Genomic DNA, 26,465 nt, shown 5'->3' on the forward strand with positions numbered 1-26,465 from the left:
ACGGCAGCGTCGTCTCTATGAGCTCGTCTCACTCAAGGAATCGATCAGGAGAAGGGAGGTGCAGGCACCCGATTTCGACGACATCTATGATGAGTCAACGAAGGTGACGTTCGACGACATTCTTACGTGAGGCAACGGGCCGTGTCTATCACTGCACGCGGTCAGGTCGCGCCAACCCCTTCATCAGATATACTCAGCCGACGAGGATTCGCTCGCCAAGCTGTGAGCTGATGAGGGTGTCTCTGACCGGGATTGGAGTGCGACGATGACGAAGTGCGCGCAGGGAGCGGTTCACATCGCCAACGACGTTCTGGCGGACCTTGCAGGGTACACCGCCCTTGAGGGCTACGGCGTGGTCGGCATGGCAAGCCCCACGCTTGCAGACGGCGTCGCTCAGATTCTCCCGCGGCAGAAGCTCCGCAAGGGAGTCCGCGTCGCAGGCGGTCAGAGCGGGGTCGAGATCGACCTGTACGTCGTTGTCGAGCACGGCGTGAATATCGCGGAGGTATCACACAATCTTGCCCAGCGGGTGCGCTACGCGATGACGGACATGGCCGACGTCGCCGTCGCACGCATCGATGTGCACGTCCTTGGCGTGAAGGTGCGGCAGTCTTAGTGGGCGGCGAGGGTTCGACCCCAAGCGTTCCCGACCTGATCAGCGCGGCGGCCGCAGCCCTGGCCGAGCGCGCGGACGAGGTCAACCGACTCAACGTCTTTCCGGTGCCTGACGGCGACACGGGCATCAACATGTCGCTCACCATGTCCACGGTCGTGGCTGAGGTCGGCAAGCTCGACAGCAGCGCAACGCTCGCCGAGGTGTGCCACGCCGTATCTCATGGGGCTCTCATGGGTGCACGCGGCAACTCCGGGGTCATCCTGTCGCAGATTCTCAGGGGTCTGTGTGAGGGGATCTCGGCTGCACCTGTACTGGATACGGAGCACATCGCTCTTGCCGCGGAGCGTTCCCGCGACGTGGCCTATCAGGCGGTGCGCAAGCCCGTTGAGGGCACTATGCTCACGGTTGTCGCCGACGCCGCACTGGCCGCTCGGGAAGCGGCCGCCAGCGCGATGGATGCGGGTGACGCCCTCGACAGCATCGTAGCGGCCGCGTATCGGTCCGTTGATCGCACTCCTGAGCTTCTACCGATACTCAAGGAAAATGGCGTCGTCGATGCAGGCGGGTTCGGACTGGCGATCCTCCTCGAAGGCTTCGTCGGCGCGCTGACCGGCAAAGGGATCACCCTTGCGGACTCGACCACCAGAACCGCAGGTGAGCTGTCTGTGGAGCCGGTTGATGACTGGGATGATGGCGAGTTCCTTTACTGCACGGAGTTCCTACTCTTCGGCGAGGACGTGGACCAGGAGGCGGTCGGGGAGTTCGTTGCCACAGTCGGCGGCAGTGAGCTCGTCGTCGGCAGCAACGGCGAGTACAAGGTTCACGTTCACACCAACGATCCGGGCGCGGTCCTATCGCACGTCACCTCGATGGGCGAGGTGGCTGAGGTGCATATCAACAACATGCGCCGCCAGACGGCTGCCCGAGACGAACTTCTGCGCCAGGATTCCTCAGCGCAACCCGTCAAGGAAGTCGGTTTCGTGGCGGTCGCGTCGGGGGGCGGACTTGCCGAGATTCTCACGTCTCTGGGTGTTGATGTTGTGGTCAACGGCGGGCAGACGATGAACCCGTCCACCGCAGATTTGGTGGACGCCATCGTGAAGACCCGCGCTGCACAGGTGATCATCCTTCCCAACAACAAGAACATCGTCATGGCTGCTCAGTCGGCAGCCACCGTCGCGGACAGGCCGGTACACGTGCTGTCGACCACGTCGGTTCCGCAGGGATTCGCGGCGCTCATCGCGTGGGACGGCGGCGACCAGCCTGAGGCTTCCCTTGAGGAGATGGCGCATGCCGCGTCCCTCGTGCGTACCGGCGAGGTGACGCACGCAGTCAAGGACGCCGTTGGCTCCGCCGGTCCGATCAAGGCGGGTCAGGTCATCGGCATCATCGACGATGACGACATCGCCGTCATCGGTGAGGATGTTGCCGATGTCACGCTCAGGCTCGCAGCTGCGCTGGTCGATGAGGACATCGAGACGCTCACCTTGTTCGCCGGTGCCGATCTTGACGACGTATCCCTCACGAGTCTGGTCAACAGACTCGGCGAGTCACTTCCCGGCGTCGAGATCGAGTCGCATCGCGGCGAGCAGCCACTGTATCCGGTCATCCTGTCCGCAGAGTAGAAAAGAGCGCACATCGTGGGATCAATCGGAATCGTCACCGACAGCACCTCAGACCTCTCTGCCGAAGAACTCGTCCGCCTCGACGTAACAATGGTTCCCTTGAAGGTTCTGTTCGGCGACCGGACCTACCTGGACTGGGTCGAGCTGCCTCCTGCCGAGTTCTACCCGATGCTGGCCAATGCCGAGATCCTGCCGAAGACCTCGCAGCCTTCTCCCGCGGAGTTCCTTGCTACCTACCGCGAGCTTGCCGAGCGCGGCTGTACCGAGATCGTCTCCGTCCATCTGACGAGTGCCCTGTCGGGCACGGTGGCTTCGGCCCTGATGGCTGCAGAGGAATCCCCGATCCCCGTCCACGTGGTTGACACGAAGAAGGTCAGCCATTCGCTGTCTTTGGTTGTGCGTGCCGCAGTAGAGGCACGCGACTCAGGCGCCGACGCCGAGGGAATCGTCGCGCGTGCGCAGTCGGTCTCTCAGGAGATGCGCTTCCTCTTCGTGCTGGAAACCCTCGAGTATCTCGTCAAGGGCGGTCGGGCAGGCAAAGCCCAAGGACTCGCCGCCTCACTGCTGGGAATCAAGCCGATTCTGACCGTCAACGCAGATGGCATCGTTGAACCCTACAAGAAGGTGAAGGGTCGAAAGCGGGCACTTCAGTTGATTGCCGCTGAAGTCGCACGAGATGCGGCGGCCAACGGCCGTATGCGGCTTACCGTTCTACACGCATGCCTTGATGACGAGGGGGCCGAGCTCTTGCGCGAGATCGAAGCTACCGGTGCAGACATCGAGCTCATGCCCAACGGACTCATCGGCGCAGTGATCGGAACCTATGTCGGCCAGGGCGCCATCGGGTGCGCCTACTACCCGGTGGAGTAGCCTTCCATGTCAACGCGGCCCCCGGCACACAGCCGTGCCGACAGACTGGCGGCGTTCGACGAGCCTGCCTCGGCAGCCCGGCACGTGGACTCCGCGCGCGCCCAGGCGCTGTCAAGACTCGACATCAACACCGTATTCGATCTGCTCGTTCACGCCCCCTTTCGCTACGTCGATCTGACGAGGGTGACGCTGGTCCGCGATGCTCGCATCGGAGGGGATTGCACCATTGTCGGCACCGTTCATGAGGTTCGCGTCAAGCGCCCGCGACCTCGTCTGGCCGTCACTGAGGTCTCCCTCACCGACGCGACCGGGACCGTGGTAGGTGTGTGGTTCAACCAGCCGTGGGTGCAGCAGAGGTTCGTGGTAGGGGAGCGGGTCGCCCTGGCCGGTCGCGTGGAACTCGACTTCGGGCTACGCACCATGAAGGCTCCTTTCGTCGAGAAGCTGGCGAAGGACTCCTCGGACGCCGACGGTCGGGTCATCCCCGTCCATCACAGCACCGAGGGTCTCACTGCTCCGTGGCTGAGGCGCCTCATCGCATCAGCCATCGATGACTTTGGCGATGTAGCCGACCCACTGCCGTCCTCCATCCGAATGAAGCGGGGACTTCTCGGGCGGGCCGCAGCTCTGCGCGGGCTGCACTTCCCTGACTCCCTCGAGGATGCGGACCGGGCGCGCAGGCGCTTTGCCTACGACGAGCTCGTGGTCCTTCAGCTCTATATGGCCATGCGTAGGCACGCGATCACTCGTGAGGTCGCGGGAGTCGCACACACCGTGGATGGCTCGGCGCTTCGCACGCTTCGTGAGGGACTGCCGTTCTTGCTCACCGACGACCAGGATCGTTGTGTGGGCGACATCCTTGCGGACATGGCGGCGCCGCGCCCCATGAATCGACTTCTTCTTGGCGACGTCGGCACGGGTAAGACGGTCGTCGCGGCGTGCGCTCTGGCTGCGGCTCATGACTCGGGATTCCAGGCGGCGATGATGGCGCCGACGGAGGTGCTCGCTCTCCAATATGCCGAGAAGGTCGGTCCTCTGCTCGAGGCAGCAGGTATCCCGTGGGGTGTGCTGACGGGCTCGACGGGCGCATCTGCCCGCGCGGCGATTCTTGACCGATGCGCGGGCGGCGAGCTGTCCGTGCTGTTCGGGACGCACGCGTTGCTTGAATCGAAGGTCCAGTTCAACCGCCTGTCACTTGCGATCGTCGACGAACAGCACCGCTTTGGCGTGGGTCAGCGACTTGGCCTCAGGGGCAAGGGGGCCGCATCCGACCTGCTTGTCATGACCGCGACTCCGATCCCTCGGTCGCTGGCGCTCACCCTCTACGGCGATCTGGCGACTTCGTACCTGCGATCCCGGCCCAACGCCGCGTCCGGCGTCGTGACGAAGCGAGTCAAGCCGCATCAGGCGGCCCCCGCGCATGAGGCTGTGAGGCGGGCGGTGTCAGCCGGTCATCAGGCGTACGTCGTATGTGCGCTCGTGGATGAGAGTGAGACCGCACAAGCCAAGGCAGCAGTACGCGAGGCCGAACGTCTCAGAAGTGAGGTATTTCCCGATCTCAACGTAGGGCTTCTGACCGGTCGGATGCGGCCTGCCGAGAAGGCTGCGGTGATGAAGTCCTTCCGCAACGGAGAGATCGAGGTGCTCGTCTCAACCACGGTCATCGAGGTGGGGGTCGACGTTGCGAACGCCACGGTCATGCTGATCGAGGACGCTGAGCGGTTCGGTCTTGCGCAACTGCATCAGCTTCGGGGCCGGGTTGGTCGGGGAGACCACTCTGGCGAGGTGTGGCTGATCACCGACCCGCGCTCCAACGAAGCCAAGGAGCGCATAGCGGCCCTCGTCGAGTCTAGCGATGGGTTCGAGCTCGCTGAGCGCGACTTGATGCTTCGTGGCGCGGGACAGGTTCTGGGTGAACGTCAGCATGGCATTCCTGACCTCAAGGTCGCCGATTTGCTCACCGACCTTGACCTGGTCGAAGCCGCTCGCTCAGACGCGTTCTCAATGGTGCTCGTCGATCCCCATATGGCCTCACCGATGCACGCGCCACTCCGCGGCGAGGTCCAGCGTACGTTCTCGGGCGCAGGGGACTGGGTGAGCAGCGGATGAGAGTGATCGCCGGTCGTCTTCGAGGTCGACGCCTGAAGGCCCCCAAGGGGAATCACACACGACCCACCACCGACCGGGTTCGTGAGTCGCTCTTCTCCGTGCTCGCCTCACTCGCGGGGCCCGAGATCGGAGGGGGCCCGTGCCTTGATGCATTCGCCGGGTCGGGCGCCCTCGGTATCGAGGCACTCTCGCGTGGAGCCGGTCCGACCACCTTCGTCGAGACCGACCGCGCTGCCTTGTCGGTGCTTGACGATAACCTCGACTCGCTCTCGTTGCGCGGTGAGTCCAGGGTGCTCAAAGGGAGTGTGTTCTCGCTGGCGAAGTGCGGCATCGGCGGTCCGTTCTCGTTGATTCTGCTGGACCCTCCGTATACACTCGACGCTGCTCAGGTTCGGTCACTGCTTTCAGACCTTTTGAGTACTGGAGCAGTGGAACCTGGGGCACTCGTGTCATGGGAGCACGCCAGCTCCACTGAGGTGGAGTGGCCCGAGGGGTTCGAGTCAGTCGCTCAGAAGCGTTACGGCACCATAGGCATATCGGTAGCGCGGCACATGGAGGGGCGGGGATCATGAAGCGCGGCGTCGTGCCCGGCACGTTCGATCCCGTCACCTCAGGGCACTTGGACATCATCGAAAGGGCGGCGGCCATCTTTGACGATCTCATCGTTGGGGTCGCCTCATCACCGGAGAAGAATGGTGGCCCGCTGTTCAACGTCGACGAACGCGTACAGCTGCTTGTTGAGGCCGTCGCGCATCTCGACAACGTGTCAGTCCGCCCTTTTGATACCCTATTGGTGAACTTCGCAGAAGAAGTCGGTGCGTCGGTGATTGTGAAGGGGCTACGCGCCGTCACGGATTTCGAACGCGAGTTCCAGATGGCGGCGCTGAACTGGCGTCTTGATGCAGACGTGGAAACCATGTTCATCATGGCCGTGCCGGAGTACATGTTCTTGAGTTCGTCTGCGGTCAAGGAGATTGCGAAACACGGCGGAACCGTCCGTGGGCTTGTGCCCGGGCATGTCGCCACAGCGTTGGAACGAGCACAGAACCCAGCCTCATAGGGAGGACGTTCGATGGACATCATGGCCCTTATCGACCGGATCGAGGAGATCGTCGACGGTGCTAAGAACGTACCGCTGACAAGCAACAAGATGGTCGATCCGGACGCCGTGTACGAGATCGTCGACGAGATCCGTGCGCAGTTCCCCGACGAGCTCAAGCAGGCACGCTGGATCGTCAAGGAGCGCCAGGAGATGCTCGAGGAGGCGGAGAAGGAGGCCAATCGCATCCTCGAAGAGGCGCAAGGACGCGCTCAGTCGATCGCGAGCGAGCAAGAGATCGTCCGGCTCGCCGAGCAGCAGGCCGCTGACATCATGGACAACGCTCGCGCTCAAGAACGCGAGATCCGACTTGGCGCAGAGGACTACGCAGACGAGATGCTCGCGAATCTGGAGGTCAACCTCGGCAAGCTTCTCACCGCCGTCCAGCGCGGCCGGGACCGCCTCCAGGGCAAGGTATCGCAGCGCCAGTAGGCGCTCACCGGCCCTATGACAGCGTTCCTCGTCGACATCAGCGACATTCTCGACACGGCCGGACTGTCTGAGGACATCGAGGGCGAACTAGCCGTAGGCGAGATCCGTGTTGGCGACGAGCGATTCGTCCTCGTCGAGCCCGCCAGGGTGATGGCCACGCTCAGCAACGCGGGTTCCGGGTTTGTCGCCACGGGAACCGTCGTCGCTCTGGTCAATGCCACGTGCTCTCGGTGTCTGTGCGAGTTTGCCACACGGATCGAGGCTGAGATCGAGGCCTTCTTCGTCCCCGTGGGCGAAGAGGTCGGCGAGGACGACGAGGGCACCGTATCCGAGGACGACACCGTCGATCTGGGGCCTGCCCTCCTCGCTGCCCTCATCGTGGAAGCTCCGTTCGCGCCTGTTCACGATGAAGAATGCCACGGTCTGTGCGCCCACTGCGGAGCTGACTTGAACGTGGATTCGTGTGGGTGTGGACAGGTCCCCGATGCCGATCATCCGTTCGCGTCGCTTGCTGCCCTTGTCGAGGACCCGGTTGCACCTGGCACCGGCGAGTAAAATGGGGTTTTGCACTCGTTGCCGTGGGCGTGGTATTGTTTCGCCTCGTGCGGTCAGGCGTTCTGGCCCCCGAAGGTGAATGGATACGGGTAGCGAAGTTCGCAACCCTCACGGAGAGAGAGATCGAGACGATGGCTGTTCCCAAGCGTAAGACCGGTCGCGCCCGCACCAACTCACGGCGCTCGAGTCACAAGCTCACCGCTGCAACCGTCAGCGTGTGCCCCCAGTGCCAGCAGGCCAAGTTGCCTCACCACGTCTGCTCTGGCTGCGGCTACTACAACGGCAAGGAGATCATCGACACCGAGTAGGTGTCGTCACTGATTGTGTACGACCGTCCGCCTTTCTGGCACAAGGATCGGAGCCCGGTCGATGTCCACCCATCAACCCATGATCGCCGTCGACGTTGTCGGCGGCGATTTCGCGCCCGCTGAGATCATCGCGGGCATTGAGCTGTCGCTTCGGGAAACCAAGGGGGTCGGCATCATAGCCGTCGGCCCCGTCGACATCGTCGAACCCCTGGCGGCCGCGCACGAGCGCATCGTGGCCGTCGTGGCGACTGAAGCCATAGACATGCACGACCATCCTGCAAGCGCGGTCCGGGCGAAGAAGGACTCGTCGATCGTCGTTGCGGCTCGTCTGGTCAAGGAGGGTCGCGCCGACGCGTTCTTCTCTGCGGGATCGACCGGCGCCGTCATGGCCGCAGCGACGCTTGTCGTGGGTCGACTCCCCGGCGTTCATCGGCCCGCGATTGCGACGGTCTTGCCGACGGTGGGCCTTCCCTGCGTGCTCCTGGATGCAGGTGCCAACGCAGACTGCAAGGCAGAGAACCTGCTTCAGTTCGCCCACATGGGATCCGCGTACGCCACGACGGTTCTGTCTGTCGACGCGCCGAGGGTCGCACTTCTCAACATCGGCGAGGAGCCCACTAAGGGTTCGGTGCTCACCCAAGAGGCCTTCGCGCTGCTGTCTGAGGGCTGTCCGGGCTTCATCGGGAACGTCGAGGGACGTGATGTCCTCGAAGGCGTGGCTGACGTCATCGTGACTGACGGGTTCACCGGGAACGTCGCACTGAAGCTTCTGGAGGGTACCAGCAGCGTTCTGCTGCGTCAGGTCAAGGAGGCCATGACCTCGTCTGTCATCACTACCTTGGCGGCCGCCACGATGAAGCCCGCGCTCCTTCGCCTCAAGGCACGATTGGATCCTGACACCTACGGGGGCGCTCCTCTGCTCGGTGTCAATGGGGTGTGCATCATCGGTCATGGCGCGTCGAGTGCCAAGGCCGTCGCAAACGCCATCCGCGTCGGAGATACGGCTGTTCGCGGGGGCCTTACCTCGCGCATCGCGAACGCGTTGGTACGCTGAGAAAGCGTTCGTGGACATGGTGTCAAGCGTTGGGTACTATTCCTCGACCGGGCGGGCGCGCACCACGCGCTCGCATGCCTAACCACCATGGAGCACAATGCAGCGGTTCGCCCAGATCATCGGTGTCGGAGGCTATCTGCCGACGCACGTGGTAACCAACGCAGACCTTGAACAGCTCGTGGACACGTCTGACGAATGGATCGTCTCTCGCACGGGCATTCGCGAACGTCGCTTCGTGGCAGAAGGGGAGACCACTTCCGATCTCGCCGAACGAGCTGCACGCGTGGCGATGGACCGGGCGGGCGTAGGAGCCGACGACGTGGACCTGCTGTTGGTGGGCACATCCAGTCCCGACCACATCATGCCCTCCACCGCCTGCCGAACTCAGCACAAACTCGGCCTCGCGTGTCCGGCTGTTGACCTGATGGCCGCGTGCTCAAGCTTCATCTATGCGCTTCAGTACGGTGCTGCGGCCATAGAGTCCGGGCGAGCAGACACCGTTCTCGTCGTCGGCGCCGAAGCGCTGACTCGTCTCATCGACTTCACCGATAGATCCACCTGTGTGCTCTTCGGTGACGGTGCCGGCGCCGTCGTGCTGCGGGCCGGTGATGTGAGCGGTGTCGAAGCGATCGTGCTGGGTGCCGACGGTTCAGGAGGCGATCACCTGGTGGTTCCCGCGGGTGGAGCGACGTATCCGGTGACTGCTGCGGCCGTCGATTCACACGACCACTTCCTGAAGATGAATGGTAGCGAGGTTTTCAAGTTCGCCGTCCGCGTCATTCCGCGAGCAACTCAGGAGGCCCTGACGGCATCCGGGCATTCGGTGGCCGACCTTCGTTGGCTCGTTCCTCATCAAGCCAATGAGCGCATCATCACCACCGTTGAGGAGAGGCTCGGTATCGAAGATGAGCGGGTCTACCTCAACCTCGCGGCCACGGGCAATACCTCGGCAGCATCGATACCCTTGGCTTTGGACGACCTGTATACTAGCGGGCGACTCGCGCCCGGCGACCTGCTCGCACTCGTAGGATTCGGCGCGGGGCTCACCTGGGGGGCCGCCGTCGTGACATGGACTATGGCTCCGCCCGAGAAGGAGGCATTGTCCTAATGGCGTTGCGCACCAGACTCACGAAGCTTCTCGGCATCGATCACCCCATCATCCAGGGCGGTATGGCTTGGACGGCTACCGCCGAGCTTGCGGCTGCCGTGTCCAACGCCGGCGGTCTGGGCATCATCGGCGCGGGCCACATGCCCACCGAGTTGCTCCAAGAGCAACTCCGCTCGGCCAAGGCCCTCACCGATCGGCCCTTCGGCGTCAACCTCATGCTGATGACGCCGCACATCGACGATCTGGTACAGCTGGTTCTCGATGAGCACGTCCCTGTCGTCACAACCGGAGCCGGCAACCCGGGCAAGTACATGGCGGCACTCAAGGAACAGGGCATCAAGGTTATGCCTATCGCCCCATCGGTCGCGCTTGCGAGACGCATGGAGTCCATCGGTGCGGACGCGATCATCGGTGAAGGCATGGAGGCCGGTGGCCACATCGGCGAACTCACGACATTCGTCCTCATCCCGCAGCTCGCGGATGCCGTGCAGGTACCCGTCATAGCCGCGGGGGGCATTGCTGATGGCAGGGGCATCGCGGCTGCCTTCGCTCTGGGCGCTGAGGCGGTGCAGGTCGGAACGCGCTTCATGTGCGCGACGGAGTGCACTATCCACCCCGCAGTCAAAGAGCAGGTCATCAAGGCCAAGGACCGCGATACGGTAGTCACCGGCAGGTCCACAGGCCATCCGGTGCGCGTGCTCAAGAACAAGCTCGCTCGCGAGATCGCCGTCCTCGACCGGGACAACAAGGTCGACGAGATCGAAGCGCTCGGCTCCGGCAAACTCGCGCTGGCGATGCGCCAGGGTGACATCGAGATGGGTTCACTCATGGCGGGGCAGGCCGCTGCCATGGTCTGCTCCATCCAGCCCGCCGCCGAGATTGTCTTAGAGATGCTCGCTGAGGCCGAAGCGGTTCTGGGCAGCCTACCTCGCGGGGCCGCATCGTGACGATTCAACCCCGAACGATGATCGTCTTTCCCGGACAGGGCTCCCAGCATGCCGGCATGCTTGACGCCGCCCCGGAAACCGACGGCTTCGAGCGCCTACTTGATGCAGCAGAAGCTCTGAGCGATATCGAGCTGGGAGCCATCTCTGTTCTGGGTTCGGACGAGGACCTTTCTGATACGCGCGTGGCCCAGCCTCTTCTCTATCTGACCGATTGGGCATGGGGCACCGCCCTGCTTGACAGTGGACTGCAGCCGGACGGCGCCGCAGGACACTCCCTGGGTGAGCTCGCGGCGCTGGCGATAGCCGGCGTCTATTCCGTCGAGGCAGGCCTTGAGCTGGTTGTGGAACGCAGCAAGCTGATGGCAACTCAGACCGCCGGTGATCTAGGGTCCATGGCCGCTGTGATCGGGCTCGACGCAAGCACGGTGAGTGCCTGTCTCAACGGTATCGATTCTGTCTGGGTCGCCAACGATAACTCGGATAGTCAGATCGTCATCTCGGGCCTTGATGCTTCGGTAGAGGCCGCATCGCTCGTGCTTTCTGAAGCGGGAGCCCGACGCATCATCCCGCTCAAGGTGTCAGGCGCTTTCCATACCCCGCTGATGGAGCCCGCGGCGCACGCGTTCGCCGAGACCCTGAGGGGAGCCGACTTCTCAGACGCCGTGTTTCCTGTCTACCAGAACGCCGACCCGCGTCCGACCACTGACGCAGAGACCATTCGTGAGCGCCTCATCCGACAGATGACCTCCCCGGTGATGTGGACGGACACGATGGCGCAGATGACCGCGGACGGACCCATTCATCTGATCGAAGCCGGCCCGGGCAACGTGCTCACCGGCCTCGCCAAGCGCATAGAGTCGGTACGCGCCCGTGCCGTAGAATCGGTGGGAATAGAGACGGTCATCGAGGAGGCGGCGCGTTCATGAGCGATCTTTCCGGCAAGGCCGCCCTGGTCACCGGGGCATCCCGTGGCATCGGTGCAGCGATCGCAGTCGAGCTTGCGGCGCGTGGCGCGGTCGTCGTCGTCAACTACGCCGGGTCTCGTGAAGCAGCCGAGTCTGTAGTTGCCGAGATCATCACCGCTGGCGGCCAAGCGCTGGCCTTTCGGGCCGACGTGACCGATCCCGTTGAGGCTCAGTCACTGGTGGATGCGACGGTGGCCGAGTTCGGTGCGCTTGATATCGTCGTCAACAATGCGGGGATAACCCGCGACGGATTGTTGGTACGCATGTCTGATGACGACTGGCGTGCGGTCATCGATACGAACCTCACCGGGGTCTTCTCGGTGACCCGGGCCGCTGCCAAAGTGATGATGAAGCAGCGCTCTGGCTCGATCGTCTCGGTCACGTCAGTCATCGGCCTTGTGGGCAACGCGGGACAGGCGAACTACGCCGCCGCCAAGGCGGGCGTCATCGGACTCACGAAATCCGTCGCCAAGGAGCTCGCGGGTAGAGGCGTACGCGCCAACGCGGTCGCACCGGGATTCATCGAGACCGACATGACCCGCGCACTGCCCGAGGCCGTATGCGAAGCCGCTCGGGCTCAGATCGCCCTCAAGCGCTTCGGAAGCGTCGGCGATGTCGCGCGTGCGGTAGCCTTCCTTGCAGGAGATGATGCTGCCTATATCACCGGACAGGTTCTCGCCGTGGACGGCGGTATGACATTCTCGTAGCCATTCAAGGCGTCACGCGACGCCGCGGAGCACGGTTGGATGACGATGTGGAGGGAGGTGTGTGAGCATGGAGCACGATGAGATCATGAGCAAAGTCAAGGCCGTCATCGTCGAACAGCTCAATGTCGATGACGACCTCGTGACCGAGGATGCATCCTTCGTCGATGATCTGAGCGCTGACTCTCTCGACATTGTCGAGCTGGTCATGGCCCTCGAGGAGGAGTTTGGCATCTCCATCCCCGACGAGGAGGCGGAGAACATCAAGACCGTCGGCGATGCTATCGCCTACATCGAGAAGGTGTAGGTTCCTTCACTGATCTAACGGCTCGGCGGCCCTGTGTGGTCGGTGCCGCCGAGCCGATATGACCGTCTCTCGGCGAAAGGCCTTGCGCTCGTGGATATGCCCACCCTGACAATCGGCACGGCCACCTCGAGACTTCCCATAGTCCAGGGCGGTATGGCGGTTCGGATCTCCTTGTCGCCCTTGGCTGGGGCCGTTGCGGCTGCGGGTGGAATCGGGCTGATCGCCGGCAGTGGACTGTCCCACAACGAACTCGTATCTGAGATTCGCAACGCGCGTGCGCTTGCCGACGGTGGTGTCATCGGTGTGAACATCATGGTGGCCATCACCAAGTTCAAGGAACGTATGCGCGCAGCTATGTCCGAGGGAGTGGACCTCGTCGTTGCAGGAGCCGGGTTCTCACGCGACGTGTTCGCCTGGGGACGCGAGTTCGACGTCCCGGTCGTGCCGATCGTCGGCAGCGCTCGGGTGGCCAAGCTCGCGGAACGCTTCGGTGCCTCCGCTGTCGTGGTCGAGGGTTTCGAGGCTGGAGGGCATCTGGGCACCGACCGATTGATGCTCGATCTGCTTCCCGAGATTGTGGCCGCAGTGCAGATTCCCGTGATCGCCGCCGGAGGCGTGGTCACGGGCGCCGACATCAAGACGGCGCTTGACAGGGGAGCTGCTGGCGTTCAGATGGGCAGCCGGTTTGCCGCCACCGTCGAGTCTTCCGCACCCGAGGCCTTCAAGCAGATGTACGTCGATGCAACCGATGACGACATCGTCATCGTGAAGAGCCCGGTCGGTCTGCCCGGGCGCGCCTTGAAGAACCCCTTCTGGCACCGCACTCAGGCCGAGGACTACCCTGAGATCGAACGCTGCCGCGCCTGTCTCAAGGAGTGTCACAAGGAGTACTGCATCGTCAACGAGCTGGAGATGGCCCAACGTGGTGACGTGGAGCAAGGTCTGGTGTTCTCGGGATCTGCCGCCGCGCGCATACACGATGTTCCCACCGTCGGTGAGTTGATGAGCAGACTCGAGAGCGAATGGCAGGCTGCTCAGGGAGGACCGACATCATGAGGCGTGTCGCCGTCACCGGTATGGGTGTCGTCTCCTGCACGGGAGTCGGCGTGGACGCTATGTGGGACTCCCTGGCCAACGGGCGCAGCGGAATAACTCCTATAGAGCACTTCGATGCGTCTGCCTACACCACTCGATTCGCCGGCTCAGTGAACGGTTTCGACCCTTCCGGGGTGATCGATTCCAAGGAAGCCAGGCGCATGTCTCGCTTCCAGCAGTTCGCGATGGTCGCCGCTGACGAGGCGATGCGCGAGGCCGGGCTCACCGAGATCGACGACGAGCTGGCGCTGCGTGTCGGTGTGATAGTCGGTTCGGGAATCGGCGGCGTTTCCTCCATGGAGGAGCAGACCACCGTCCTGTCTGAGCGCGGACCCGGGCGCATCAGCCCGTTTCTCGTGCCGATGATGATCGTCGACCTTGCCGCCGGGCACATCTCCATTCGCTACGGTCTCAAGGGCATCAACTACGCCGTGGTGTCCGCATGCGCCACCGGCAACCACGCGCTGGGAGAGGCCTTCGAAGTCATTCGGCGCGGAGATGCAGATATCGTCGTCTCGGGCGGCTTCGATGCTGGTGTCACGCCGTTGGGCGTTGCCGGCTTCGCGTCCGCTCGTGCACTGTCCACCCGCAACGATGACCCGCAGGCCGCCTCGCGGCCATGGAGTGCCTCGCGCGATGGATTCGTCATGGCGGAAGGCGGCGCGATACTGGTGCTTGAGGAGTGGGAACACGCCGTTGCCCGCGGTGCTCGAATCAGAGCCGAGCTGGTGGGCTACGGGGCGACAGCGGACGCATACCACGTGACTGCTCCCGCTCCCGACGGATCCGGTGCCAGGCGTTCGATGCTCTTGGCCCTGGAGAAGGCCGGACTCACACCTGATGACGTCGACTATATCAATGCCCACGGCACTTCCACGCCGGTGGGCGACCTCGCTGAGACCAACGCGATCAAGAGCGTTTTCGGCGACACCGCGCCCCTCGTGTCCAGCACCAAATCCATGATGGGTCACATGCTCGGGGGAGCGGGTGCCGTCGAGGCAATCGCCTGCATACTTGCGATGGAGAATGGGCTCGTGCCTCCGACCATCAACCTGGACGACCCTGATCCGGAGTGCGATCTCGACTATGTTCCTCTCGTGGCCCGACAGGCCGATCTGCACGTGGCCATGAGCAACTCGTTCGGATTCGGCGGCCACAACGCCACCCTCGTCTTCGCACGCACGTAGGACCGGCGCGCGATGGCCACCGCGGGCAAGCCCGTCGATTCAGTTGAAGCTCGACTCGCGAGAGCGGAGGCGATAACCGGCCACGTTTTCGCTGATCGGGCTTTGCTCCAACAGGCGATTACGCACCCCTCCGCCTCTGAGGATCGCGACCCGTCTGCCTACTACGAGCGACTTGAGTTTCTCGGGGATGCCGTGGTCGGGATGCTGGTGGCTGAAGAGGTCTATCGACGCTTTCCCGAGATGGACGAGGGCGGTATGACCCGCATCCGCGTGTCGGTGGTCGCCGGAACGGTGCTCGCGTCCGTAGCATCACGTCTCGGCCTTGCCGACGTCTTGATTCTGGGCCACAGCGAGGTCGGGACTGCGGGGCGCGGACTCACCTCCGCGCTCGAGAACTCGTTTGAGGCGCTCACCGCCGCGCTCTACGTCGATGACGGTATCGAGACCGCTCGCGCGTGGGTTCTGGATTCGCTCGGACCGCTGATCAGCTCCGACGCCGCCCACACTCCCGAGAATCCCAAGTCGCGCCTTCAGGAGTTGTTGCAGGCCGACGGCGTTGCCCCCTTGTACCGCATCACCCGCACTGACGGCCCGCCCCACGATCGGAGTTTCGTTGCGATCGTGGAAGTGGCGGGAACCGTCCGCGGTTCGGGATCGGGACGCTCGAAGAAGGATGCCGAGGCTGCTGCGGCTGCTGATGCACTCAGGGCGATGGATCCGGATCTGACCCCCTGACGCGGCACCTCGTCGTGATACACTGTCCGCCGCCGCTCTCATGCGGCAACCCACCCGTCCGACCTGCCCTTTTCGAGGGGGAACGTGCACCTCAAGTCGCTGATACTGAAGGGTTTCAAGTCCTTCGCCGACAGGAGCGTGCTCTCGCTGGAGCCAGGCGTGACGACTGTCGTCGGGCCCAACGGATCCGGCAAGTCCAACATCTCTGACGCTGTCCTGTGGGTCCTGGGTGAGCAGAGCGCCAAGACGCTGCGCGGCCAGGCCATGGAGGACGTCATCTTCGCCGGTTCGTCGGCGCGTCAGGCTGTTGGCGTCGCGGAAGTCGATCTCGTGCTGGACAACTCAGATGGGACTTTGCCTCTTGAGTTCACCGAGGTCACCATCACCCGACGAATGTACCGCTCAGGTGAGAGCGAGTATCTGATCAACCAGTCCCCGGCTCGTCTGATGGACGTACAGGACCTGATGCACGATTCGGGCCTCGGGCGGGACACACACTCGATCATCAGCCAGGGCCGCTTGGACGAGGTACTCAACTCACGTCCAGAGGATCGCCGCGCCCTGATCGAAGAGGCTGCAGGTGTCCTGAAGCACAAGAAGCGCAAGGAGCGTGCGGTTCGCAAGCTCGCCGGTTTGGAAGCGCACCTGGAACGCGCGCGCGACATCGCCCTCGAGATCGACCGACAGTTGAGACCGCTGGAGCGTCAGGCATCGAAGGCCACTCAGCACACGGACCTCGTCCATCGCATCCGAGATCTCGACGTTGCCCTTGCCGTCGATGACCTGCGTGGGCTTCAGGCAGAGTGGGACGAGATCTCGAAGCGTGAGAAGGAGGCTGAAGCCGACATCGACCTGTCGCGCTACCGCCTCACAGAGAAGGAGCATGAACTCGACAAGTTCCAGTCCCTGCTCGAAGAGAAGGGACTGTTCGTCGGCGATCTCTCCGAGCAACGTCGCCGCATGCAGTCCATACTCGAACGACTGGACGCGGGGCTCCTCTTGCTTGAGGAGAAGGGCAAGAATCTCATCTCGCGGTTGTCAGAACTGCGCGCCAAACTCCACCAGGCGGAGACACGGGCGGCCTCACGCGGGGGCGAACTGGAGGCTCTGACCGCCGATCGGCTTGAGACCGACGCGAGGTTGCGCGGGTTCTACACTCAGCTCAGTGAGCTGCGCAAAGAGTCCGAGCGCGTGCGCAAGGCTCGTACGGCCGCTGATGATGAACTGGCCCGTCTGTCCGCCGAGGTGAGGCGCTCGCGCAAGCTTCTCGATGATGATCGCCTTGCACTCTCCAAGGCGGAGCAGGCTGTCTCGTCTTCAGGGTTGGAGATCGAACTTCTGGAACGGCGCCAGTCCCAGGTGCACGAGAGCCGTCAGGCTGGACAGGCGACGCTGTCCGCGCGCCGATCGCGTCTAGACAATCTCGACTCACTCACCGCGCGAGTCAAACGTGACATGGCTTTGGCCGACTCAGATGTCGACAAGCGAGTGCGCGTTCTTGACTCGCGCCGCCGTGAACTGGATGCCCAGCGAGAGGCCCTGACGTCTGCCCGTGCCGAGGCACGCGGGCTGGAAGAGGTCGATCGCGCGTTCGCTGCAGCCTCTCCGGCACTTGCATGGGCGATCTCCAAGCGTGACGAGCTACCTGGTGTCATCGGGCCTGTCGCCGAGGCGCTCCGCACCTCAGACCGCTTTGAGGGACTGGTGGAGCGGCTGCTCGGGGCTGACCTGTTCGGCCTTCTGGTTCAAGACGCGGCTTCAGCTGCGGCCGTGGCGACTTCGGTTGCGTCGAACGCAGCGGGCGAGATCGCCCTTCTGCCCGTCGCGGACATGCGTTCTCATCACTCGAGCACTGTTGCAGCGGGCACGAGGCTCTTCGACCACCTGGACTGTGACGAACAGGCCAGACCGGCTCTGGAGGCCCTTCTCGGCGACGTCATGTTGGTCGACTCGATTGAGGATGCGCTGGCCGCTTCAGCCGCCGACACCACGGGTTCTCGCTTCACCACGCTCTCCGGGGCCGTCGTGTGGCCGTCGGGAAAACTGACGCTGGGTACCCAGGTCGCAGACACCGAGGGAGTCCTCGCCCGCAAGCGCCGTATCAACTCGCTCCACGAGGATATGGGTGCCCTGACCGCGCGTCTCGGCGAAGCGGAGGCCGCGCAGGCGGAGGCCGAGGATGCGTTGGCCCTCGCGCAACAGGACGCTCTCGAGTTGTCTCAGAAGTTGGCCGCCCTCTTGGGTGAACATGACTCCCTGCTTGAGGAAGTCGGCCGGCTTGAGGAGCAGCTGACGGTTCTCGACGCTGAGTCTGAGTCTATCTCCAACCGCGCGCACCTCATCAACGAACGCTCGTCCAAGGACCAGCCACTCGTCCAGCAGCTGACGGATTCTATCGCCGCTTGTGAAGCGAACATCGAATCCCTGGAGGAAGAGTCCGCTGCCGCCCGCGAGGTGCGAGATGTTCGGTTCAGGGAGGAAAGCGCGGTCGCCGAACGCCTCTCGGCGTGCCAGGTCGAGATTGCGACCGTTTCAGAGCGTGAGGTGCACCTGAAGCGTCAGCTCAAGACCATCACCGCTGAGATCACCGAGCTTGAGGAGACGGTGATACGGTCGCGCGATACTGAGAAGGCGCTCGAGCTGCTTCGGCTGCGTATTCAACCACTTCACGATCACTATCTGGCCCTCCAAGAGTATGCGGAGTCCTGGTCACTCAAGCTCAGAGATCGGGCACGTTTCGAACAGGCCGACTCAGAATCCTTGCGTCAGACCATTCACGATGCTCAGGACGCGGTTCGTGCAGCTCAGGGTGAGATCGCCGACAAGAGCGAGGCCATCAGCGAGATCCGGGTATCCCGTGGACAGTTCGAGATCCAGGTCAACCAAGCGGTTCGCCGGATCGTCGAAGAGCTCGGCGTGCCTATCGAGACGGCTCTGGGCTCCGAACCGCTTGAGGATCGTAGGGTGACCGAGGACCAGGCTCATGCACTGCGCAAGCGCATGGCCAACCTCGGCCCGGTCAACCCGGTAGCCGCTGAGGAGTTTGAAGCGCTGCGTTCGCGTCGCGACTTCATGACCGCGCAGATCGAGGACCTCGACACCTCGCGGCGCGCTCTGGGCAAGGTCGTCGCCGCCATCGACCGGAAGATGAAAGATCGATTCCTCGAGACCTTCGAATCCGTGGATGCTCACTTCCAGGAGATCTTCGCGATCCTCTTCCCCGGCGGTGCCGCGCAACTGGTACTGACGGAGCCGGACGACCCTGAGATGACCGGGGTCGAGGTGGCTGCGCAACCACGGGGCAAGAAGCTTGCGAAGATGTCGCTCATGTCAGGTGGCGAGAAATCACTCACGGCGCTCGCCCTTCTGTTCGCCGTCTATCGAACGCGCCCCTGCCCGTTCTACATCCTCGACGAAGTCGAAGCGGCCCTCGACGACACCAACCTGCGGCGTTTCATCTCGTTCGTCGATTCGATGCGCACGCACACGCAGTTCATCGTGGTGACCCACCAGCGGCGCACCATGGAGATGGCTGACGTGCTCTACGGCGTCTCGATGCAGGCGGATGGCGTCAGCAAAGTGGTCAGCCAGAAGCTCGACCGTGCCGGAAACGTCGGGGAGGTCGCAGATGAGCTCGGCGTGGTTCAGTAGGCTCTCTGACGGTCTCAGTCGCAGTCGCGAACGACTGGGCGAGCAGCTCAACGTACTGCTGAGACGTGGCCCGGACCTCGATGAGGAGTTCTGGCAGGAGCTCGAAGACGCCCTCATCGGCGGAGACGTGGGCGTCACCGCCTCCACCGAGATCGTCGATACCCTGCGGGACGAGGCCGCTCGCAAGGCGCTTCCGGACGCCGCAGCGGTCATCGAGCGCCTCGTCACCCGTATCGCCGAGGAGTTCGTCGTGGGGAGAGATCCGTTCGCCGAGCACCCGGTCACCGTCTTGATGGTCGGGGTCAACGGAACGGGCAAAACCACATCGGTGGGCAAGATCGCGAAGCAGGCCACCGATGCAGGTCTCACCGTTCTGCTGGGTAGCGCTGACACGTTCAGGGCGGCGGCGTCCGAGCAACTCGACGTCTGGGCCCAACGAGCGGGCGTTTCTGTGGTCCGCAGGGACAGGGGAGCGGATCCCGCGGCCGTGGCGTTCGACACGGTCGTACTCGCGGAACAGTCCAAGACCGACCTGACCCTCATCGACACCGCCGGTCGACTTCACACGTCAGCAGACCTCATGCGTGAGCTGCAGAAGGTACAGCGAGTCACGCGCGATCGCTCGGTAGCGCCAACAAGAACCGTCCTTGTCATGGACGCCACCACAGGCCAGAACGGTCTGGTGCAGGCCAAAGAGTTCCATGCCGCCCTAGGCGTCGACGGCATCGTCCTCACCAAGCTTGACGGCACCGCCAAGGGCGGCGTCGCGGTCGCGATATCCCGCGAGCTGAAGATCCCGATCGTTCGCATAGGTGTCGGCGAAGCGCTTGAGGATCTTCGACCATTCGACGCACTCACGTTTGCGCGCGCCCTGGTGTCCGGTGACTGAGGATCTCGAATTCGGCGAGAGCGTACTATCGCCGATCAAGAAGGACCGAAGCCAGACGCTCGGCCGATGGGTCGTCGGTCCGCTCGCTCTTGTGCTTCTCGCGTTCTCGCTGGTCTTCTACGTGTTCTACAGCCCGTCCACCATCAATGGTGATTCGATGCTTCCGACCCTCGATAATGGCGAGCGTATCCTCACCACCAAGGGATATGACTCGCCTCAGCGCGGCGATGTTGTCAGCTTCGAGACCCTTGATCAACGAACCAGCGAACCAGAGACCCTCATCAAGCGGGTCATAGCCGTCCCGGGGGACACGATCGAAGTGGTAGGAGACCGCCCCATCGTCAACGGCGTTGCCGAGTCACGGACTGACGTGATCTTCGATCCCCAGGACTCCCGCCGCTTCAAGGCGTATCAGGTGCCTGCAGGAACGGTGTACGTGATGGGCGACAATCGACCGATCTCGCTCGACAGCCGCTTCATCGGCCCGATTCGCCTTTCTGCCGTGAAGGGAAGGGCTGAGTGGGTCTGGGCCCCCGTCCACAAGATTCGCAAGATTCAGTTGCCGCGTTGACCGCCGGAGAAGCCCGTCGTAGCGTGTAGGTCCCACCAACCGCACACCAGCAAGGACTCGTGATGTTCCAGAACCTCTCAGACCGCCTCCAGTCCATCTTCGCAGGCCTCACCAGCAAAGGAAGGCTGACCGAGGCCGATGTCGATGCCGCCATGCGCGAGATCCGTATGGCACTGCTTGAAGCCGACGTGAACTTCAAGGTCGTCAAGGAGTTCGTGGCCAAGGTGCGCGAGCAGGCTGTCGGCGCCGACGTGATGAACTCATTGACCCCTGGACAGCAGGTGGTCAAGATCGTTCTCGAAGAGATGACCCATCTGCTGGGCGATACGGAGAGCCGATTGGTCCTGTCCGGACGCCTCCCCAACGTGATCATGCTCGTGGGGCTTCAGGGCTCGGGCAAGACGACGGCGACCGCGAAGTTGGCCCGGCTCCTGCGCACGCAGGGGAAGCACCCGCTGATGGTGGCATGCGACGTCTACCGCCCTGCAGCCATCGACCAACTCGAGGCCCTCGGCTCTGAGCTCGACATCCCCGTGTACCGCGGAGAGGGCCACGAGCCTGTGGCGATCGCCCGCGCGGGCGTGCGCCATGCCATCGACAAGCTCAAGGACGTCGTGCTCGTCGATACCGCAGGCAGACTCCACGTCGACGACGAGATGATGGCCGAGGCCGCCGCCATCAGGTCGGCCGTGAAGCCGGATCAGATTCTCATGGTCGTTGACGCTATGACCGGTCAGGATGCCGTCAATGTCGCCGAGGCGTTCGCTCGAAGAGTCGATTTCGACGGCATCATCATGAGCAAACTCGATGGTGATGCGCGCGGGGGAGCGGCCCTCTCCATCCGACACGTGACCGGCAAGCCGATCAAGTTCGTCTCCGAGGGCGAGAAGACCGACGCACTGACGACGTTTCACCCGGACCGCATGGCCAAGCGGATTCTGGGCATGGGCGATATGGTGTCCCTGATCGAGAAGGCTCAGGAGGTCGCCTCCGCCGAAGACGTTGATGAGGCGGCTGCCCAGCGGATGACCGCGGGGGAGTTCACTCTCGATGACTTCGTGACCCAGATCGCCAGCGTGCGCAAGATGGGCGGGCTGGGCAGCGTGCTGAAGTCGCTTCCGGGTGCCGGCAAGTTGAAGGACCTCGACGCGCAAGTCGATGAACGAGACCTCGATCGGATAGAAGCCATCATCCGATCCATGACGCACAAGGAGCGCAGGCTGCCCAAGACCATCAACGGGTCCCGTCGGTCGCGCATCGCACGGGGTGCCGGCGTCGAGGTCTCTGACGTCAACAGGCTTCTCAAGCAGTTCGCTGAGACGCAGAAGATGATGAAGCAGTTCGCTGGCATGCAGGGCAAGGGTCGCAAGCGGATGCGCATACCCGGCATGCCGGGTGGTTTCGGCGGGATCTGAGCGTGATATCGTCGCCTCTTTGACCCTTGTTGCCCGCTTGAAGTAACATACTCAACCGCTGTGCTCGAAAGGAGCGGCCCCATCTGTGCGGGCCGCCTTGTCCGGAGGTGAAATCGTTGGCAGTCAAGATCCGCTTGGCCCGTCACGGTGCCAAGAAGGCGCCGTTCTACCGTGTGGTCGTCGCTGACGGCCGCGCACGTCGTGATGGACGCTTCATCGAGGTCGTCGGTCGCTACAACCCGCGCACCGAGCCCTCTTTCGTCGAACTCGACGTCGAGAAGGTCGAAGCCTGGATCGCAAAGGGCGCCCAGCCCACCGAGGCGGTTGTGAAGATTCTGGCCATCGCCAAGGGTGAGAAGACCGCACCTGATTCCGGGTCCAAGGTCTCGAAGAAGGCCGCTGAGAAGGCGCAGGCCGAAGCAGACGCTGCGGAGAAGGCGGCTGCCGATGCCGCTGAGGCCGCAGCCGCAGCCGCCGCAGCGCCCGAGGTTGAAGAGGTCGTTGAGGAGGCCGCTGTCGAGGAAGCCCCCGCAGAGGAGCCTGCTGTCGAGGAGACCCCGGCTGAGGAGCCCGCTCCTTCGGCTGAGGATGCCGCCGACGAGCCCGCCGAGTAGCGGCGGACTCCATGGCACACTCAGGAGCCGACACCGAAGGCCTCGTCAAGTTCCTTATCGAGTCTCTTGTGGACTCGCCTGAAGCCGTTCAGATCACGGTGACCGAGAATGGGGACACCGTGCGTTTCGAGGTCGCACTTGAAGGTGACGACGTTGGCAAGGTGATCGGGCGAGGCGGGCGGATCATCAAGGCGATCCGCACGCTCGCGCGTGCTGCTGGTAGCGCCGAGGGGCGTCACGTCGAGGTCGACATCGTCGGCTGACGCGATGGACGACGCAGGATACTCCTCGGTTGCACGCATAGTGAAGACGCACGGACTCAAGGGGGAGGTCGCGGTGATAGCTACCACCGCGACCTCTCTTTCGTTCCTTCAGGGCACCCAGGTGTGGCTTGTGCCACCGCCAAGTACCATCAGGACCGCGATCGTCAACGGTGTTCGACCCGGACCCAAGGGCCCCCTCCTCAAGCTCGCCGGCGTCGAGGATGTCGGCGCTGCCGCGCTGCTGGTCGGATGCGAACTGCTCGCAGAATCCCGTCACGTGCCTGATGAGGTCCTCTCACCCGAGTTCGATACGCCTGACTACTGCGGCTTTCGCGTCACCGATCCCCGACACGGCTTTCTCGGTACGATCACGGAGACCATCCTCACGGGAGCGAACGACGTATGGGTCGTGAGCGGTCCCTTGGGAGAGGTGCTCATCCCCGTCATTGACGATGTCGTGGACGTCATCGATGAGGACGCAGAGACCATTGAGGTGACGCTGCTTCAGGGCCTGCTACCCGAGGGGCAAGAATCATGATCATCGACGCCATCACCATCTTCCCCCGCATGTTCGACGCGCCCATGTCCACGTCGATTCTCGGCATCGCGCAGGAACGCGGCCTGCTCGTCTTTCGCTCCCATGATCTGAGAGATTGGACGCACGACCGGCATCGTTCGACTGATGATGAGCCCTATGGCGGTGGACCGGGAATGGTCATGAAGCCGGAACCCCTCTTCGAGGCCGTCGAGGCGGTCAGGGCACTGGAGCAGGACCCCGGTGTCGTGGTGTTCTTCACGCCCAGCGGTCGACGCTTCGATCAGTCGATCGCTCGAGAGCTCGCGCGTGCGAAGCGCCTCGTCCTCGTGTGCGGCCGATACGAGGGCTTCGACCAACGCGCATTGGCGTTGGCGGACGTTGAGCTCTCGATCGGCGACTACGTTCTGACCGGCGGAGAGTTGCCTGCGATGGTGGTCGCGGATGCCGTGACACGACTGCTACCCGGCGCGCTCGGCGATGATGGCAGTTCGGTGGAGGAGTCGTTCTCCGATGGCCTCCTCGAGTATCCTCACTACACTCGACCCGCCGTCTTCCGCGGAACCAGCGTCCCCGACGTGCTGCGAAGCGGAGACCACGGGCGCATCGCCGCATGGAGGCGCGAGCAATCGATCAGACGCACCGCACGCACCAGGCCCGACCTACTTCGCACGGCTGATCTCACCGCCGAGGAGCGGTCCCTCGCTGACTCGGAGACGATGTTCCCATCAGAAACCCGGAAGGAAGACCTGTGACCGATCAACTCGAGCCGTTCGCACCGCTGCCTGATGCCGAATCAAACGCGTCGGAGGCCGCAGTGAGCCCGGACGGCCCACCGAAGACGCGGGAGACCTCCTTCGTTCGATGGATCATCGAAACCGCGCTGCTGGTTCTTCTGGCGTTCGCCCTGGCCCAGGGAATCAAGGCCTTCGTCGTTCAACCATTCGTCATTCCCACGGGCTCGATGCGTCCGACGATCATGGAGGGCAACCGCGTACTCGCCGAAAAGCTCACCTTCCGGTTTGGAAGAGGGCCTGTCGCCGGAGACATCGTCGTCTTTGACGACCCGATGGCCCAGCATCCTCAGCTCATCAAGCGCGTCATCGCGACCGAGGGCCAGACCGTCGAGATCCGGGATGACCTGGTGTACGTGGACGGCGAGAAGCTCGATGAGCCCTACGTCCATGGGAGACCCAGCGTGGAGGGCTCCGTCCCGCTGCCCGTCGTCGTTCCTCCCGGCAACGTCTGGCTGATGGGCGACAACCGGCCTGCCAGCGGCGACAGCAGGTTCTTCGGCCCGCGTCCGGTTGAGACCGTTCGAGGACGAGCCTTCTGGACCTACTGGCCTCCCACCCAGTTCGGAGCGCTCGACTGAAACACCCGGGCGCGGTCGACTGCTCGACTGCTCGCCCCGGAAGAATGCGTTGCCCCCTGACCTGCTCCTGGTCTATACTCTCCACTCGCGCCCACCCTCCGGTAGGCGGCTTGCCGAAATCAACGTGAGAACAGGAATTCAACGATGGATATCATCCGCGCCCTTGAGCTGCAGCAGATTCGTGAGGATCTGCCGCGCTTCCAGGTAGGCGACAGTGTCAAGGTGCATTACAAGATCATCGAAGGAACTCGCGAGCGCACCCAGGTGTTCCAGGGCGTCATCACGCGTCGTCACGGCGCGTCCAACCGTGAGACCTTCACCGTCCGCAAGATCAGCTTCGGCGTCGGCGTCGAGCGCACGTTCCCCGTTCACTCGCCGAAGATCGATAAGGTCGAGATCCTCTCGCACGGCAAGGTCCGTCGCTCGAAGCTCTACTTCCTCAGAGACAAGGTCGGCAAGGCGGCCCGTCTCAGGGAGAAGGGCTTCTAGGCCGGAAGAACGCAGGCCCAGATCATGAACCGCATCATTGGAAGCGGGGCCCGAACCACTGGTTCGGCCCCGCTTCGTGCGTTCACGGTGTCGTGTCGTGCGTGACGTCTCCGTGTTATCAGTGGCAACAGTCAGGCGCCTCATCAGTGAGGCTCAGGACCGGCGGTTGCTTGAACTGTGCGATGCCTACCAGGGCGATCGGCGCCCCGGGGTTCAGGCGGCGGTTGCAGCTGGCCGCGCGCGACACAACTCAGTGGCCGATGAGGCGCTCCGTCTGGAGGGCCTCTACCGTCTGGAGAACGACTTACGAGCCCGAGGTTTCGCGTCGATCGCGGGAATCGATGAGGTGGGCAGGGGCGCACTCGCCGGGCCGCTCACCGTGGGCGCCGTCATTCTCCCTGCGCGACCCCTGATCGAGGGCCTTGATGACAGCAAACGCCTGACGCCGGGCCGGCGAGAAGAAGTCGATTCGCATGTTCGCGAGATCGCAATCGCCTACACCATCGTTCACGTACCAGCCACTGAGGTCGATTCGCGTGGCCTGTCCAACGCTCTCAAGAGCGCCATGCTCGAGGCTGTACGCGGCCTTGCCGTATCTGTGGACCACGTCCTCGTCGATGGCAATCCGCTCTCGATCTTCGATGTTGAAACGGCGATCGTCGGCGGAGACCGTAAGGTCGCTACGATAGCGGCTGCCTCGGTGATCGCCAAAGTCGAACGTGATGCGCTCATGCGCGCACACGACGAGGAGTATCCCGCGTATGGGTTCGCCTTGAACAAGGGCTACGGCACTCGCGAGCACCTCGATGCGATAGCCGTTCACGGCCCCAGCGCACTCCACCGACGCACCTTCTGTCCTGGCGGAGGTACTCAATCGCTGTTCTGAATGCGGTTCCCGAGCCGTAAGACCCTGCTAAGTCTTTGGCAAGAGCCTTCTGAGAGTGTGA

General features: G+C 63.4%; 29 protein-coding genes. All 29 read left to right on the forward strand.

The annotated features are described in order from the left end of the window. Nucleotides 1-265: 265 nt before the first annotated feature. The 29 genes from U1E26_06755 to U1E26_06895 all read left to right on the forward strand — a co-directional run bounded on the left by U1E26_06755 (nucleotide 266) and on the right by U1E26_06895 (nucleotide 26,404). Nucleotides 266-616 (forward strand): Asp23/Gls24 family envelope stress response protein, encoded by a 351-nt coding sequence (locus tag U1E26_06755; protein MDZ4169338.1) that lies wholly within the window; start codon nucleotides 266-268, stop codon nucleotides 614-616. Beyond that, nucleotides 616-2,241, forward strand: a complete 1,626-nt coding sequence (locus tag U1E26_06760) for a DAK2 domain-containing protein (GenBank protein MDZ4169339.1) — start codon at nucleotides 616-618, stop codon at nucleotides 2,239-2,241. Before U1E26_06755 ends, U1E26_06760 begins: the two co-directional genes overlap by 1 nt. A gap of 15 nt (nucleotides 2,242-2,256) precedes the next feature. Then, a complete protein-coding gene (locus U1E26_06765) occupies nucleotides 2,257-3,111 on the forward strand; it encodes a DegV family protein (GenBank protein MDZ4169340.1) in 855 nt (284 codons plus the stop codon). A 6-nt stretch (nucleotides 3,112-3,117) separates the two neighbouring features. Then, nucleotides 3,118-5,220 (forward strand): ATP-dependent DNA helicase RecG, encoded by a 2,103-nt coding sequence (gene recG / locus U1E26_06770; protein MDZ4169341.1) that lies wholly within the window; start codon nucleotides 3,118-3,120, stop codon nucleotides 5,218-5,220. Further along, nucleotides 5,217-5,792: a 16S rRNA (guanine(966)-N(2))-methyltransferase RsmD gene (rsmD, locus tag U1E26_06775; protein MDZ4169342.1), complete on the forward strand. Its 576-nt coding sequence runs from the start codon at nucleotides 5,217-5,219 to the stop codon at nucleotides 5,790-5,792. The genes recG and rsmD overlap by 4 nt, the downstream gene beginning before the upstream one ends. Continuing rightward, the gene (gene coaD, locus U1E26_06780; protein ID MDZ4169343.1) at nucleotides 5,789-6,280 is read left to right on the forward strand and encodes a pantetheine-phosphate adenylyltransferase; all 492 of its coding nucleotides are present in this window, start codon (nucleotides 5,789-5,791) and stop codon (nucleotides 6,278-6,280) included. Before rsmD ends, coaD begins: the two co-directional genes overlap by 4 nt. 12 nt (nucleotides 6,281-6,292) lie before the next feature. Continuing rightward, a complete protein-coding gene (locus U1E26_06785) occupies nucleotides 6,293-6,751 on the forward strand; it encodes an ATPase (protein ID MDZ4169344.1) in 459 nt (152 codons plus the stop codon). Between the two features lie 15 nt (nucleotides 6,752-6,766). After that, nucleotides 6,767-7,306 carry a DUF177 domain-containing protein gene (locus U1E26_06790; GenBank protein MDZ4169345.1) on the forward strand — a complete coding sequence of 180 codons (540 nt, stop codon included), beginning with the start codon at nucleotides 6,767-6,769 and terminating at the stop codon, nucleotides 7,304-7,306. 131 nt (nucleotides 7,307-7,437) lie between these two features. After that, on the forward strand, nucleotides 7,438-7,614 hold the full coding sequence (gene rpmF / locus U1E26_06795) for a 50S ribosomal protein L32 (GenBank protein MDZ4169346.1): 177 nt from the start codon (nucleotides 7,438-7,440) through the stop codon (nucleotides 7,612-7,614). A 61-nt stretch (nucleotides 7,615-7,675) separates the two neighbouring features. Next, nucleotides 7,676-8,668: a phosphate acyltransferase PlsX gene (gene plsX, locus U1E26_06800; protein ID MDZ4169347.1), complete on the forward strand. Its 993-nt coding sequence runs from the start codon at nucleotides 7,676-7,678 to the stop codon at nucleotides 8,666-8,668. Between the two features lie 97 nt (nucleotides 8,669-8,765). Beyond that, nucleotides 8,766-9,776 (forward strand): beta-ketoacyl-ACP synthase III, encoded by a 1,011-nt coding sequence (locus tag U1E26_06805; GenBank protein ID MDZ4169348.1) that lies wholly within the window; start codon nucleotides 8,766-8,768, stop codon nucleotides 9,774-9,776. Then, nucleotides 9,776-10,723: an enoyl-[acyl-carrier-protein] reductase FabK gene (gene fabK / locus U1E26_06810; protein ID MDZ4169349.1), complete on the forward strand. Its 948-nt coding sequence runs from the start codon at nucleotides 9,776-9,778 to the stop codon at nucleotides 10,721-10,723. The genes U1E26_06805 and fabK overlap by 1 nt, the downstream gene beginning before the upstream one ends. Further along, complete coding sequence (gene fabD, locus U1E26_06815; GenBank protein ID MDZ4169350.1) at nucleotides 10,720-11,649, forward strand: ACP S-malonyltransferase; 930 nt, start codon at nucleotides 10,720-10,722, stop codon at nucleotides 11,647-11,649. The genes fabK and fabD overlap by 4 nt, the downstream gene beginning before the upstream one ends. Beyond that, the gene (gene fabG / locus U1E26_06820; GenBank protein ID MDZ4169351.1) at nucleotides 11,646-12,395 is read left to right on the forward strand and encodes a 3-oxoacyl-[acyl-carrier-protein] reductase; all 750 of its coding nucleotides are present in this window, start codon (nucleotides 11,646-11,648) and stop codon (nucleotides 12,393-12,395) included. The genes fabD and fabG overlap by 4 nt, the downstream gene beginning before the upstream one ends. 67 nt (nucleotides 12,396-12,462) lie before the next feature. Beyond that, nucleotides 12,463-12,699 (forward strand): acyl carrier protein, encoded by a 237-nt coding sequence (locus U1E26_06825; GenBank protein ID MDZ4169352.1) that lies wholly within the window; start codon nucleotides 12,463-12,465, stop codon nucleotides 12,697-12,699. A gap of 96 nt (nucleotides 12,700-12,795) precedes the next feature. Then, complete coding sequence (locus tag U1E26_06830; protein MDZ4169353.1) at nucleotides 12,796-13,755, forward strand: nitronate monooxygenase; 960 nt, start codon at nucleotides 12,796-12,798, stop codon at nucleotides 13,753-13,755. Next, complete coding sequence (gene fabF, locus U1E26_06835; protein ID MDZ4169354.1) at nucleotides 13,752-14,981, forward strand: beta-ketoacyl-ACP synthase II; 1,230 nt, start codon at nucleotides 13,752-13,754, stop codon at nucleotides 14,979-14,981. The genes U1E26_06830 and fabF overlap by 4 nt, the downstream gene beginning before the upstream one ends. A gap of 12 nt (nucleotides 14,982-14,993) precedes the next feature. Continuing rightward, nucleotides 14,994-15,716, forward strand: coding sequence for a ribonuclease III (gene rnc, locus U1E26_06840; protein MDZ4169355.1), 723 nt, complete (start codon nucleotides 14,994-14,996; stop codon nucleotides 15,714-15,716). An 84-nt stretch (nucleotides 15,717-15,800) separates the two neighbouring features. Beyond that, nucleotides 15,801-19,367 (forward strand): chromosome segregation protein SMC, encoded by a 3,567-nt coding sequence (gene smc / locus U1E26_06845; GenBank protein MDZ4169356.1) that lies wholly within the window; start codon nucleotides 15,801-15,803, stop codon nucleotides 19,365-19,367. Further along, on the forward strand, nucleotides 19,345-20,256 hold the full coding sequence (gene ftsY / locus U1E26_06850; GenBank protein MDZ4169357.1) for a signal recognition particle-docking protein FtsY: 912 nt from the start codon (nucleotides 19,345-19,347) through the stop codon (nucleotides 20,254-20,256). The genes smc and ftsY overlap by 23 nt, the downstream gene beginning before the upstream one ends. Next, nucleotides 20,249-20,827, forward strand: a complete 579-nt coding sequence (gene lepB, locus U1E26_06855; GenBank protein MDZ4169358.1) for a signal peptidase I — start codon at nucleotides 20,249-20,251, stop codon at nucleotides 20,825-20,827. The genes ftsY and lepB (U1E26_06855) overlap by 8 nt, the downstream gene beginning before the upstream one ends. Before the next feature lie 62 nt (nucleotides 20,828-20,889). Then, on the forward strand, nucleotides 20,890-22,242 hold the full coding sequence (ffh, locus tag U1E26_06860) for a signal recognition particle protein (protein MDZ4169359.1): 1,353 nt from the start codon (nucleotides 20,890-20,892) through the stop codon (nucleotides 22,240-22,242). A gap of 116 nt (nucleotides 22,243-22,358) precedes the next feature. Continuing rightward, complete coding sequence (gene rpsP / locus U1E26_06865; GenBank protein ID MDZ4169360.1) at nucleotides 22,359-22,856, forward strand: 30S ribosomal protein S16; 498 nt, start codon at nucleotides 22,359-22,361, stop codon at nucleotides 22,854-22,856. An 11-nt stretch (nucleotides 22,857-22,867) separates the two neighbouring features. Next, nucleotides 22,868-23,119 carry a KH domain-containing protein gene (locus U1E26_06870; protein ID MDZ4169361.1) on the forward strand — a complete coding sequence of 84 codons (252 nt, stop codon included), beginning with the start codon at nucleotides 22,868-22,870 and terminating at the stop codon, nucleotides 23,117-23,119. Nucleotides 23,120-23,123: 4 nt separating this feature from the next. Further along, on the forward strand, nucleotides 23,124-23,657 hold the full coding sequence (gene rimM, locus U1E26_06875) for a ribosome maturation factor RimM (GenBank protein MDZ4169362.1): 534 nt from the start codon (nucleotides 23,124-23,126) through the stop codon (nucleotides 23,655-23,657). Continuing rightward, nucleotides 23,654-24,409 (forward strand): tRNA (guanosine(37)-N1)-methyltransferase TrmD, encoded by a 756-nt coding sequence (gene trmD, locus U1E26_06880; protein MDZ4169363.1) that lies wholly within the window; start codon nucleotides 23,654-23,656, stop codon nucleotides 24,407-24,409. The genes rimM and trmD overlap by 4 nt, the downstream gene beginning before the upstream one ends. Next, nucleotides 24,406-25,029 carry a signal peptidase I gene (gene lepB / locus U1E26_06885; GenBank protein ID MDZ4169364.1) on the forward strand — a complete coding sequence of 208 codons (624 nt, stop codon included), beginning with the start codon at nucleotides 24,406-24,408 and terminating at the stop codon, nucleotides 25,027-25,029. The genes trmD and lepB (U1E26_06885) overlap by 4 nt, the downstream gene beginning before the upstream one ends. Before the next feature lie 144 nt (nucleotides 25,030-25,173). Then, nucleotides 25,174-25,518: a 50S ribosomal protein L19 gene (gene rplS / locus U1E26_06890; protein ID MDZ4169365.1), complete on the forward strand. Its 345-nt coding sequence runs from the start codon at nucleotides 25,174-25,176 to the stop codon at nucleotides 25,516-25,518. Nucleotides 25,519-25,615: 97 nt separating this feature from the next. Further along, entirely contained in the window at nucleotides 25,616-26,404 is a 789-nt protein-coding gene (locus U1E26_06895; GenBank protein MDZ4169366.1) for a ribonuclease HII, read from the forward strand. Nucleotides 26,405-26,465: the final 61 nt, after the last annotated feature.

The organism is Coriobacteriia bacterium, from assembly GCA_034370385.1.
Lineage (GTDB): Bacteria > Actinomycetota > Coriobacteriia > Anaerosomatales > PHET01 > JAXMKZ01.

Coding starts and splice junctions, on each gene's coding strand:
- fabG (MDZ4169351.1), top strand. CDS start 11,646: ATGAGCGATCTTTCCGGCAAGGCCGCCCTGGTCACCGGGGCATCCCGT.
- fabK (MDZ4169349.1), top strand. CDS start 9,776: ATGGCGTTGCGCACCAGACTCACGAAGCTTCTCGGCATCGATCACCCC.
- U1E26_06790 (MDZ4169345.1), top strand. CDS start 6,767: ATGACAGCGTTCCTCGTCGACATCAGCGACATTCTCGACACGGCCGGA.
- rplS (MDZ4169365.1), top strand. CDS start 25,174: ATGGATATCATCCGCGCCCTTGAGCTGCAGCAGATTCGTGAGGATCTG.
- ffh (MDZ4169359.1), top strand. CDS start 20,890: ATGTTCCAGAACCTCTCAGACCGCCTCCAGTCCATCTTCGCAGGCCTC.
- plsX (MDZ4169347.1), top strand. CDS start 7,676: ATGTCCACCCATCAACCCATGATCGCCGTCGACGTTGTCGGCGGCGAT.
- rpmF (MDZ4169346.1), top strand. CDS start 7,438: ATGGCTGTTCCCAAGCGTAAGACCGGTCGCGCCCGCACCAACTCACGG.
- rnc (MDZ4169355.1), top strand. CDS start 14,994: ATGGCCACCGCGGGCAAGCCCGTCGATTCAGTTGAAGCTCGACTCGCG.
- U1E26_06825 (MDZ4169352.1), top strand. CDS start 12,463: ATGGAGCACGATGAGATCATGAGCAAAGTCAAGGCCGTCATCGTCGAA.
- U1E26_06755 (MDZ4169338.1), top strand. CDS start 266: ATGACGAAGTGCGCGCAGGGAGCGGTTCACATCGCCAACGACGTTCTG.
- rimM (MDZ4169362.1), top strand. CDS start 23,124: ATGGACGACGCAGGATACTCCTCGGTTGCACGCATAGTGAAGACGCAC.
- U1E26_06785 (MDZ4169344.1), top strand. CDS start 6,293: ATGGACATCATGGCCCTTATCGACCGGATCGAGGAGATCGTCGACGGT.
- coaD (MDZ4169343.1), top strand. CDS start 5,789: ATGAAGCGCGGCGTCGTGCCCGGCACGTTCGATCCCGTCACCTCAGGG.
- ftsY (MDZ4169357.1), top strand. CDS start 19,345: ATGAGCTCGGCGTGGTTCAGTAGGCTCTCTGACGGTCTCAGTCGCAGT.
- rsmD (MDZ4169342.1), top strand. CDS start 5,217: ATGAGAGTGATCGCCGGTCGTCTTCGAGGTCGACGCCTGAAGGCCCCC.
- U1E26_06870 (MDZ4169361.1), top strand. CDS start 22,868: ATGGCACACTCAGGAGCCGACACCGAAGGCCTCGTCAAGTTCCTTATC.
- fabF (MDZ4169354.1), top strand. CDS start 13,752: ATGAGGCGTGTCGCCGTCACCGGTATGGGTGTCGTCTCCTGCACGGGA.
- U1E26_06805 (MDZ4169348.1), top strand. CDS start 8,766: ATGCAGCGGTTCGCCCAGATCATCGGTGTCGGAGGCTATCTGCCGACG.
- recG (MDZ4169341.1), top strand. CDS start 3,118: ATGTCAACGCGGCCCCCGGCACACAGCCGTGCCGACAGACTGGCGGCG.
- trmD (MDZ4169363.1), top strand. CDS start 23,654: ATGATCATCGACGCCATCACCATCTTCCCCCGCATGTTCGACGCGCCC.
- U1E26_06830 (MDZ4169353.1), top strand. CDS start 12,796: ATGCCCACCCTGACAATCGGCACGGCCACCTCGAGACTTCCCATAGTC.